The following is an 11,701-nucleotide window of genomic DNA, read 5'->3' as shown; positions in this document are numbered from 1 at the left end:
TTACTTTTTTATCAATAGTTTATTTAAAAATATAACCGGAATCATTGCAGTAAAGATAATGAAAAGTGAGGGAATTGCCGCTTCCATTACCATTTCATCGCTGGCATATTCGTAAGCGCGCACTGCTAGAGTGTCAATGTGATAGGGTTTCAATATCAAAGTCAATGGCAATTCTTTCATTACATCTATAAAAACAAGAATTACAGCACTAAAGATTCCCGTTTTGATTAAAGGAAATTCAATTTTAAAGAAGGTTTTTAAATTTCCTACACCTAAAACCTTCGAGGAATCAGGAATTGAATTGTCTACTTTTAGAGCTGTAGATTCAATTGGATTGTAGGCCACAGCCAGAAAACGAACGGCATAAGCATAAAACAAAGCAATCAAAGTTCCGTTGATGATAAGTCCAGTTTCGATGCCCATGTTTCCAAGGACTTTGATCAGCCATTTATCTAGAGCCAATGTAGGAATCATAATTCCAATTGCAATTACTGCTCCTGGAATGGCGTAACCTAAAACACCAACACGCGCCACGTTTTTAATTAAACGCAAAGCACTCCATTTGGAGAAGTAAATCAAAAGCAAGGCAAAAAAGACAGTAATTAAAGCAGAAACAATGGAGATTCCGAAACTTTGGAGCGAAACCCAAAGAAAATCCATGTTAAAAACTTTACTTGCCGTTAGAAAAGCCCAATAAATCAATTGTAAAATGGGCAATACAAAACCTAATAAAACGGGAATAAAGACAACTGCGAAAATCAACCATTTCTGTGATTTCTTAGGTACTTTTCTTTGAATTTGTTGATTATTGGTCTTCGCAGAGCTAAATTTTACCTTTCTCACCTGCCATTTTTCAATGAGAATAAGCGAGAAGATAATTACAATTAAAAGCGCGGAAAGATACACAGCTGTTTCTGGCTCCTCCAATGAAAACCAAGATCTAAAAATCCCGGTAGTAAAAGTATTTACACCATAATATTTGGCTGCTCCATAATCGTTGAGTACTTCCATTAAGACCAAAACCAATCCCGCTACAATTGCTGGTCGTGCCAAAGGTAGCATCAATTTAAAAAAGGTTTTTCGTTCTCCTACACCAAGCATATTGGAAGCTTCCAAAAGATTATTGGCTTGATTGAGGAAAAATGCGCGCGCACTTACATAAACATAAGGGAAAAGTGAAATACTCAACACAAAAGCCAATCCAGCGCGGTTCATAATGTCGATGCGAACAAAATCGAGGTTAACAGCTTCCATTAGCAAGGCTAAACTCCCTCCATAATCAAAGATTCCGGCATAGGCATAACCAACGATGTAGGAAGGAATCGCCAAAGGTAGAATGAGTAACCATTCCAAGGCTTTTCGCATGGGAAAATCAAATCGGGAAACCAACCAAGCGGAGGAAACGCCAAAAACGAGAACCAAAAGACTGCAAAACACAATAAGGAAAAATGAATTCCATATATAATCTGGCAGTAGGTATTCAACAATGTGACTCCAAGTTTCTCCTGGCCCAGCAAACAATTCAACGCCAATAAAAAGTATGGGCAATGCCAAGAAAACAACGATGGCCAACGTAAGAGCTGACCATCTATTGTTGTCTCTTTTAAATCTTTTTAAGCGAGATTTTAAAGAAAATACTGTGTTTTTATTTCCAGCCTGCTTCATCAAAAAGTAAAACTGCTTTTTTATTGTTTTCTCCTAGTTTGGTAAGATTCAAAGTATCTTCCTTGAAATCACCCCATGCTTTTATATCTGCTGTTGGGGCTACACTTTCCAATACAGGATATTCATAATTGGCATCTGTAAAGATCTTTTGAGCTTCTTCGCTAATTAAAAATTCAATAAAACGAATTGCATTTTCTTTATTCGGCGCATACTTAGCTACCCCTGCTCCACTCACGTTAATGTGCGTTCCTCTACCGTCTTGATTTGGGAAAAACAAACCTATTTCTTTGGCAACTTTCACTTCTTCAGGATCTGCAGAATTCAACATTTTCCCGATATAATAAGAATTTACAATGGCCAAGTCTCCTTCTCCCGCCACAACAGCTTTTACTTGATCACGATCAGATCCTTTTGGAGAACGCGCCATATTCTCTACCATTCCAGCAGCCCATTTCTTAGCGATATCTTCTCCATCATTGGCAATAATTGAAGCCATTAAAGATTGGTTATAAATATTAGAAGATGAACGAACCAAGATTTTATCATCCCACTTTTCTGTCACCAAATCTTCGTAAGTCGTTAGGTCTTCCGGTTGAACTCTATCTTTTGCGTAAGCGATAATTCTTGCTCGTTTCGTTAATCCAAACCAATGATTATCGACATCTTGCAAATGTGAAGGTATATTATTTTCCAAAACATTAGACTCTATGCGTTGCAACAAACCTTGTTCTTTGGCACGGTGCAATCTTCCGGCATCAACGGTAATCAAAACATCGGCAGGAGATTGCTCTCCTTCCATTTTCATCTTTTGGATCAATTCGTCTGCACTCGCATTAATTACTTTTACCTCAATTCCAGTTTCATCTTCAAACATTTTAAAGATTTTTTGGTCTGGCTCATAATGTCTGTGGGTATAAACATTAACGACTTGTGCTTTTTCAGTAGTTTCCACATTCTCTGTTGTGGTTTCCTCTTCTTTGTTACCACATGAAGCAAAAACAGCCAATGCAGTAGTTAAAACGAATATTTTTCTCATCTGATCTATAAATTTTATTCCCTGCAAATATAGTAATTTAGAATGGGTTTAAATAGGGAACATAGAATGAAAGTTAAGCCGTTTTGAATTTTTTAGGAGAAAAAAGAATCAGTGGCTCAGTTTGGGAGAGCACAAAAAAGAAAACGAGGCGAACTAAAAGTTGCCCCGTTTTAAATGTTTTCACAACGGAATAATCCTTATTGTGAATTGATTCATTTTGATGTTTCAAATATAGTATAATTTCCTCAAAAGACTAGCAAAAACTATAAAAATTAGTTAACTTGGAGGTTTTCTAACTTAAAAACCAAATTACACTATGAAAAGAGTATTAGGATTAGACTTAGGTACAAATAGTATTGGATGGGCTTTGGTGGAGAACAACTTTGAAGAAAAAGAAGGGAAAATCATTGGACTAGGTAGTAGAATCATACCGATGGATCAAGGAATCCTTGGAAAATTTGGAGAAGGTAATTCAATTTCCCAAACAGCGGATAGAACCAAATACAGAAGTGCAAGAAGACTAAGAGAAAGACAATTACTAAGAAGGGAAAGACTTCATAGAGTTCTCAACGTGATGAATTTCCTTCCTACACACTACTCCACCAATATTGACTTTAAAAATAAATTAGGACAATTCAAAAAAAATACGGAACCAAAATTAGCTTGGAGAAAAAGCTCAGAAGGAAAATATGATTTTATATTTAAAGATTCATTCAAGGAAATGATAGAAGAATTTAAATCTAACGGAATCAACACCAATATTCCATATGATTGGACTCTATATTATTTACGAAAAAAAGCTATAAATCAAAAGGTTAGTAAGGAAGAATTAGCTTGGATTATTCTAAATTTTAATCAAAAAAGAGGATACTATCAACTTAGAGGAGAGGAAGAAGAAGAGAACAAGAATAAATTAGTCGAATTCTATTCATTAAAGGTTATAGATGTCAATAAAGATGACGTTTCTAATAAAAAAGGTGAAGCATGGTACTCAATGACTCTAGAAAATGGATGGGTTTACAAACGTTCTAGTAAAACCGATTTGTCTGACTGGAAAGGAAAGATTAAAGATTTTATAGTAACAACTGATATAAACGATGATGGATCTATAAAAACTAACAAAGAGGGTGATGAAAAGAGAAGTTTTAGAGCACCAAAAGAGGATGATTGGACTTTAGTAAAAAAGAAAACGGAACAAGAAATTAAACTATCAGGTAAAACTGTTGGTCAATACATTTTTGACAATTTACTTAAAAATCCAGAGATTAAAATAAAAGGAAAGTTAATCAGAACAATTGAAAGAAAATTCTATAAAGCCGAATTAGAAAAAATTTTAGATACACAAATTAAATTACAACCAAACTTATTCAACGAGGAAATATATCACGCTAGTATTCGAGAATTATACAAAAGTAATGCATCTCATCAAGTGGAACTCATGAAACGTGGGTTTAAACACTTACTCATAAATGATATAATTTTTTATCAACGCCCTTTGAAAAGTCAAAAATCACTTATAGGAAATTGTACACTTGAGAAAAGATTTTTTAAAGATAAAGAGGGAAATGTTCAAATTCAAAACCTCAAAGTAATTCCAAAATCTAATCCATATTATCAAGAGTTTAGAGTTTGGCAATGGCTATATAATTTAAAGATATACACCAACGAAAACAATAAAAATGTAACGGAAAGCTTTATAAAAAATCAAAAGGATTTGGTGAAACTCTTTGATTTTCTGATGACTAAAAAAGAAGTTAACCATATTGATTTATTAAAGTTCTTTATAGAACCAGCAGTAAAAGAAAAATTCCCTAAAGCGAAACCTAAAGCTTTTAAAAATGAATTATTAAAAGAAATCGCTAAATATCGATGGAACTATGTTTACGATTCAGACAAAAACGAATCTAAATACTATCCCATGAATGAGACTGGTTATGAGATAAAAAGAAGACTTTCTAAAGTTATTGATGTTCCGAAGAACTTTCTCACCCAAGAAGTAGAACTTCAGTTGTGGCATATAATATACTCGGTAATAGACAAAATTGAATTTAAAAAAGCTCTAATAACTTTTGCGAAAAAACACAAATTAAATGAAGAATCATTCTTGGATAATTTTCTTAAATTCAAACCATTTGACAGTGAATATGGAAAATATTCAGAAAAAGCCATTAAAAAGCTATTGTTATTAATGAGAGCTGAAAAATATTGGGAATGGGAAAGAATTGATGATAAAATAAAAGACAGAATAGATAAAATTATCACTGGTGAATATGATAAGGAAATTAAAAATAGAGTTCGTGAAAAGTCTATCAATCTAACTCAGAAAGATCATTTTCAGGGATTGCAATTATGGCTTGCTCAATACATCATTTATGATAGGCATTCCGAATCAGAGAACAATGATTATTGGAGTACTCCTAATGATATTGAAGAATACTTAAAAGAATTTAAACAACATTCCTTGAGAAATCCAATTGTTGAACAAGTTGTTACTGAAACACTTCGGGTTGTTAAAGATATTTGGAAAAATTACGGTAATGGTGGTGAAAATTATTTTGACGAAATACATGTTGAGCTTGGTCGTGACATGAAGAATTCCGCAGACTCTCGAAAACATTTATCTGACATCATTTCAAAAAATGAAAACACTAATATTCGAATAAAAACAATACTAAATGAGCTATTAAATGATAGTTCTGTCGAGAATGTGAGACCATACTCCCCAATGCAACAAGAAGCTTTAAAGATATATGAAGATGGAATACTAAATTCTGGAATTGAAATTCCAGATGAAATTGAAAAGATTAGCAAAAAATCTGAACCAACAAAATCAGAAGTTCAGCGTTACAAACTCTGGTTAGAACAAAAATATCGATCACCTTATACAGGCAGACCAATACCTATTAGTAAACTTTTCACAAGTGCATACGAAATTGAACATGTTATACCTCAAAGTCGTTATTTCGACGACAGTTTTACTAATAAAGTTATTTGCGAAGCAGAAGTAAATAGTCTAAAAGACAGACAACTTGGTTTAGAATTTATTAAAAACCATTTTGGTCAAAAAGTACATACAACATTTGGAGAAGTTGAAATACTCTCTGAGGGCGCATATACTGATTTCGTAAAGGAAAATTATCAGAAAAACAGAAATAAAAGAGATAAATTATTGTTGGAGGAGATTCCAGAAAAAATGATTGAGAGACAACTAAATGATACTAGGTATATTAGCAAGTTTGTTTCCAGCCTTTTATCTAACTTAGTACGATCAACCAAAAATGATGAAGGGATTAATTCTAAAAACTTAATACCATTAAATGGAAAGATTACAAATAAACTAAAACATGATTGGGGTCTAAACGATGTTTGGAATGAACTCATTTTACCACGTTTTGAAAGATTAAATAAAATTACAAATAGTAATGATTATACTTCATGGAATGAAAAACATCAAAAGTTTTTACCAACAGTTCCTTTAGAGCTGGCTCGTGGTTTCAATAAGAAAAGAATTGATCATCGTCATCATGCTTTAGATGCTTTGGTAATTGCATGCGCAAGTAGAAATCATGTAAATTTATTAAACAATAAACACGCAAAGTCTAAAAATGAAAGATATGACTTGCAACACAAGTTGAGAAACACTGCTGTGTGGATAGATGATCAAGGCCATAAACGAACCAAGTTCACAACATTTAAAAAGCCATGGAATAGCTACACTTCCGATTCTAAAAGCAAATTAGAGGAAATAATTATTAGTTTTAAACAAAACCTGAGGGTTATAAATAAAGCGACTAATTATTATGAAAAAATCATCGACAATAAAAAAACAAAAGTTAAACAAGATGGGTTAAATTGGGCAATAAGAAAACCTATGCATAAAGAGATGGTCTATGGTAAAGTTGATTTACCTAGAATTAAAGTTCCAAAAGGAAAAGTCCTTACTGCAATTCGAGAATCATTAGATCCTTCTTTTAAAACTTCTCGAATAGAATCTATAACTGATAGCGGGATTCAAAAGATATTACTGAATCATTTACAAACTTATGATGAACCAAGATTTAATTTCTCTGGAAACAAAGTTTCTGAACAAATATCCAAAAGAAAGGAACTAATTAAGAACAAACAATTGAAAGAACATCCAGAGCTAGCCTTTTCACCAGAAGGAGTTCAAGATATGAATAACAATATCACTAATCTTAATGACGGAAAATTACACCAACCTATTTTAAAAGTTAGAGTTTTCGAAGTAGGATCTAAGTTTCAAGTAGGTTACGATGGTAATAAAAGTAGAAAATATGTTGAAGCAGCGAAAGGTACCAATTTGTTTTTTGCTATTTATTGGGATGAAAATAAGCAAAAAAGAAATTTCGAAACAATACCTTTGAACGTCGTTATTGAACGTCAAAAACAGGGCTTAAGTTCTGTTCCCGAAATTAATGAGAGAGGACATCATTTGATTTTTCATCTTTCCCCTAATGATTTAGTATATGTTCCAGATATTGATGATATTCATAGTCGAAAATCAATAATCAATTCAAAAAATATCTATAAAATGGTTAGCAGCACTGGAAGTGAATGTCATTTTATTCATGCAAACATTGCTCACCTAATCAAAACTTATGAATCAAAAACAAAAATTGGCGAATTAGGTAGCCTGAATAAGCAAGAACTTACTTTAGATAATACAATAAGAATAAAAGAACAGTGTTTAAAATTAAAAACCAATCGTTTGGGTGAGGTTTTAGTTTGAAAAATTTAGCATTAATCTAAAACAACTCCAACTGTTGATGAGGACTTTCTTTCTCCACTTCTTTTACCCCGTGAAAAAGTTCCATCATTCCAAATTGACGATCCGTGATTTGTAAGATTCCTACCTTCCCTTTTTTGGGGAGGAGGAGTTTTACTCTTTTGGTATGTACGTCTGCATTTTCTCGACTGGCACAAAATCTTAAATAAATAGAGAATTGAAACATTGTAAAACCATCATTGAGTAATGACTTTCTAAATTTACTGGCTGCTTTCCGCTCCAGTTTTGTTTCTGTTGGTAAATCAAAAAATACTAAAATCCACATAGTTCTATATTGGTTTAAACGGGTTAAAAAAGGATTATCTTTCATAATGTTGGGTATAAAATTTTACGAGAAATTCCAGAAAAACATTCAAATAAAGAATGTGTCGTGCGGCTCATGGCTACCATCAATGGACTTCCTTTCCCATCTATAGTAACATCAATGGCTGGTATAATTAAAAGTTGTTGCTTTAAATCACGTGTAAGTTGATCGATATTAGATGTTTGCTGCACTAAAGCATGTACCACTTGATCTACAAACGGTCGATACGGCTCCATAATATCATCCGCTAAACAATAAGCGTTATATTTATTCGCATGATGTATTCCCAGAGCAGGCAACATTCCACTCCCAATAATTGAACGTGCGCAAACCGCTCTTAAGATTGCATACCCATAATTCAATAAATTATTTGGAGGAATTTCCTTTTGTCCACGATAAAAACCAGGTATTTCAGAGAATAATTGCTCCCAATAATACGCTGCAGCATGACTTTCTTTATTAGTAGAGTCACCCGACAAAACTTCCCCACTCCACTTTCTGAGTTTACTATTTACCTTGTCGAGTTTTCCCAAAAGATTTGCCTGATTTGAGATTTTGGCAATAATGGTTTGTTGCCAAAGATTCTTTTTTAATGGTTGAGAAGCTTCAAGTTGATAGCGCAGTCTTTCATTGTATTCTGAATGACCACTCAATGGAGAAATTAAACTTAATGGTAAATGTTGTTGATTACAACACACTATTGCTGCATTTTGATAAGTCAGTTTTTCAATAAGGTGATTTGTGAAAGTGATTTGTTGATGTTCCAAAACCATCATCCCGATATCTTCAATTGGGACAGTTTTTGTTTGTTCCGTTTCAATTAGCCTAACCACCAATTGATTATTTTTCGTACTCAGGTAAGCGGGGTTTTCAAAAAACAAGGTGCGTTTGATCATAAGCTTAAGTATTGATTTCTAAACTACTATTACGCCATATTCAAAAAAAGGTTTCAAAATCAACAATTTAGAAATAAAAAAGTAGAGGAATAAAGCTAGAATCTAATCAAACCCAATGCATATTTTCATTTCTAATAAACTCTTAAAACACAAAAAGACCGCTCGTTTGAGAGCGGTCTCTTGTGAATCCTCACGTAAAAGTATCAAAATGAAATCAATTCACAACGGTGGCCACTTTTACGAAATAAGTATCTGCCTTGTGAATCCTCACGTAAAAGTATCAAAATGAAATCAATTCACAACGAACTTTAAAATCTTCACCGTACATGATATCTTGTGAATCCTCACGTAAAAGTATCAAAATGAAATCAATTCACAACTGGGGCCAACTAATTTTAGTTTTTGAAACACTTGTGAATCCTCACGTAAAAGTATCAAAATGAAATCAATTCACAACGAACTTTCAAATCTTCACCGTACATGATATCTTGTGAATCCTCCCGTAAAAGTATCAAAATGAAATCAATTCACAACGGTCATCAAGATTGAAAGGCGTATCTAAGACTTGTGAATCCTCACGTAAAAGTATCAAAATGAAATCAATTCACAACGTCAATCGTTGACAAGTCACCATCAACTTTCTTGTGAATCCTCACGTAAAAGTATCAAAATGAAATCAATTCACAACCTACGCCATTATAAAGTCTACAGTCGTAAACTTGTGAATCCTCACGTAAAAGTATCAAAATGAAATCAATTCACAACTATAGCTTCTAAATTTGCTCTAGGCCCTATCTTGTGAATCCTCACGTAAAAGTATCAAAATGAAATCAATTCACAACAAGTTCTTTGTTTCCAGCAAGGATTTCACTACTTGTGAATCCTCACGTAAAAGTATCAAAATGAAATCAATTCACAACGCACATCTATATACTTCACTGTTACATTGTCTTGTGAATCCTCACGTAAAAGTATCAAAATGAAATCAATTCACAACTATAGCTTCTAAATTTGCTCTAGGCCCTATCTTGTGAATTCTCACGTAAAAGTATCAAAATGAAATCAATTCACAACTCTAGCTTCTAAATTTGCTCTAGGCCCTATCTTGTGAATTCTCACGTAAAAGTATCAAAATGAAATCAATTCACAACAGTATAGACTATTACCAATCAACACACAACCTTGTGAATCCTCACGTAAAAGTATCAAAATGAAATCAATTCACAACAGATTTTGGAAGATCCACAAGAAAGGAAAACTTGTGAATCCTCACGTAAAAGTATCAAAATGAAATCAATTCACAACGGGCTTTCACTCCCACTTCGTCAAACACCTCTTGTGAATCCTCACGTAAAAGTATCAACATGAAATCAATTCACAACAATACCTAATCGCTCTACTTAAAAACCAAGCTTGTGAATCCTCGCGTAAAAGTATCAAAATGAAATCAATTCACAACAATACCTAAACGCACTACTTAAAAGCCAAGCTTGTGAATCCTCACGTAAAAGTATCAAAATGAAATCAATTCACAACACATGTATTCCTCTTGCTTCATCCCTTTATCTTGTGAATCCTCACGTAAAAGTATCAAAATGAAATCAATTCACAACGTAATGCGTGGTTTTCTATTTTATCGAGTGCTTGTGAATCCTCACGTAAAAGTATCAAACTGAAATCAATTCACAACAATACCTAATCGCACTACTTAAAAACCAAGCTTGCGAATCCTCACGTAAAAGTATCAAAATGAAATCAATTCACAACAGATTTTGTTTCCTTTACCTGAAAGATACACTTGTGAATCCTCACGTAAAAGTATCAAAATGAAATCAATTCACAACAACTTTATGATAAACCAAAAGAATTTTTAACTTGTGAATCCTCACGTAAAAGTATCAAAATGAAATCAATTCACAACAGCTTAACCGTTATTAAAATGTATGGATCGCTTGTGAATCCTCACGTAAAAGTATCAAAATGAAATCAATTCACAACGGTTTCTTTCCAACAAAGAAATGAAGTCCTCTTGTGAATCCTCACGTAAAAGTATCAAACTGAAATCAATTCACAACGCATACAACCTACACACTTATTCATCCAAGCTTGTGAATCCTCACGTAGAAGTATCAAAATGAAATCAATTCACAACACTCCTGCAGTTGCTAAGAAAGTAAGGTAACTTGTGAATCCTCACGTAAAAGTATCAAAATGAAATCAATTCACAACGGCAATGTATTACAAGACAGGAGGTGCGGTCTTGTGAATCCTCACGTAAAAGTATCAAAATGAAATCAATTCACAACGCATACAACGTACACAGTTATTCATCCAAGCTTGTGAATCCTCGCGTAAAAGTATCAAAATGAAATCAATTCACAACGGCAATGTATTACCAGACAGGAGGTGCGGTCTTGTGAATCCTCACGTAAAAGTATCAAAATGAAATCAATTCACAACTACGGATCATCTTCATCTTTAAAATCTTTGCTTGTGAATCCTCACGTAAAAGTATCAAAATGAAATCAATTCACAACGGCTTTATAAGTTTTAACAACTGAAATGCTCTTCTGAATCCTCACGTAAAAGTATCAAAATGAAATCAATTCACAACGGCTTTATAAGTTTTAACAACTGAAATGCTCTTGTGAATCCTCACGTAAAAGTATCAAAATGAAATCAATTCACAACCGCAATAGAGATGCAGTTCTTTTTTCTATTCTTGTGAATCCTCACGTAAAAGTATCAAAATGAAATCAATTCACAACTGGCTCTAATCATGAGACATGGAAAGAAACCTTGTGAATCCTCACGTAAAAGTATCAAAATGAAATCAATTCACAACTGAACTTGGAGCAAACGCAAGAGCGAACGCCTTGTGAATCCTCACGTAAAAGTATCAAAATGAAATCAATTCACAACTGAACTTGGAGCAAAAGCAAGAGCGAACGCCTTGTGAATCCTCACGTAAAAGTATCAAAATGAAATCAATT

General features: G+C 33.3%; 5 protein-coding genes and 1 CRISPR repeat array. Of the genes, 1 reads left to right on the top strand and 4 read right to left on the bottom strand.

Annotated elements, in window-relative coordinates:
- Positions 1 to 1,665: an ABC transporter permease gene (locus CW751_RS06690; protein ID WP_101334237.1), complete on the bottom strand. Its 1,665-nt coding sequence runs from the start codon at positions 1,663 to 1,665 to the stop codon at positions 1 to 3.
- A complete protein-coding gene (locus CW751_RS06685) occupies positions 1,646 to 2,701 on the bottom strand; it encodes a Fe(3+) ABC transporter substrate-binding protein (RefSeq protein ID WP_101334236.1) in 1,056 nt (351 codons plus the stop codon). Before CW751_RS06685 ends, CW751_RS06690 begins: the two co-directional genes overlap by 20 nt.
- A 316-nt stretch (positions 2,702 to 3,017) precedes the next feature.
- Here CW751_RS06685 and cas9 point away from each other — a divergent pair, with 316 nt between their 5' ends.
- A complete protein-coding gene (gene cas9, locus CW751_RS06680) occupies positions 3,018 to 7,451 on the top strand; it encodes a type II CRISPR RNA-guided endonuclease Cas9 (RefSeq protein ID WP_101334235.1) in 4,434 nt (1,477 codons plus the stop codon).
- A gap of 16 nt (positions 7,452 to 7,467) precedes the next feature.
- Here the strand turns inward: cas9 and cas2 are convergent, their stop codons facing one another.
- The gene (gene cas2, locus CW751_RS06675) at positions 7,468 to 7,773 is read right to left on the bottom strand and encodes a CRISPR-associated endonuclease Cas2 (RefSeq protein ID WP_205677798.1); all 306 of its coding nucleotides are present in this window, start codon (positions 7,771 to 7,773) and stop codon (positions 7,468 to 7,470) included.
- 41 nt (positions 7,774 to 7,814) lie between these two features.
- A complete protein-coding gene (gene cas1 / locus CW751_RS06670; protein ID WP_101334233.1) occupies positions 7,815 to 8,708 on the bottom strand; it encodes a type II CRISPR-associated endonuclease Cas1 in 894 nt (297 codons plus the stop codon).
- A 179-nt stretch (positions 8,709 to 8,887) separates the two neighbouring features.
- Positions 8,888 to 11,630: a CRISPR direct-repeat array (repeat unit 47 nt; unit sequence CTTGTGAATCCTCACGTAAAAGTATCAAAATGAAATCAATTCACAAC).
- Positions 11,631 to 11,701: the final 71 nt, after the last annotated feature.

This window comes from Brumimicrobium salinarum, from assembly GCF_002844555.1.
In the GTDB taxonomy this organism is placed as follows: Bacteria; Bacteroidota; Bacteroidia; order Flavobacteriales_D; family Crocinitomicaceae; genus Brumimicrobium; species Brumimicrobium salinarum.
This window is presented reverse-complemented; position numbering and strand designations above follow the sequence as displayed.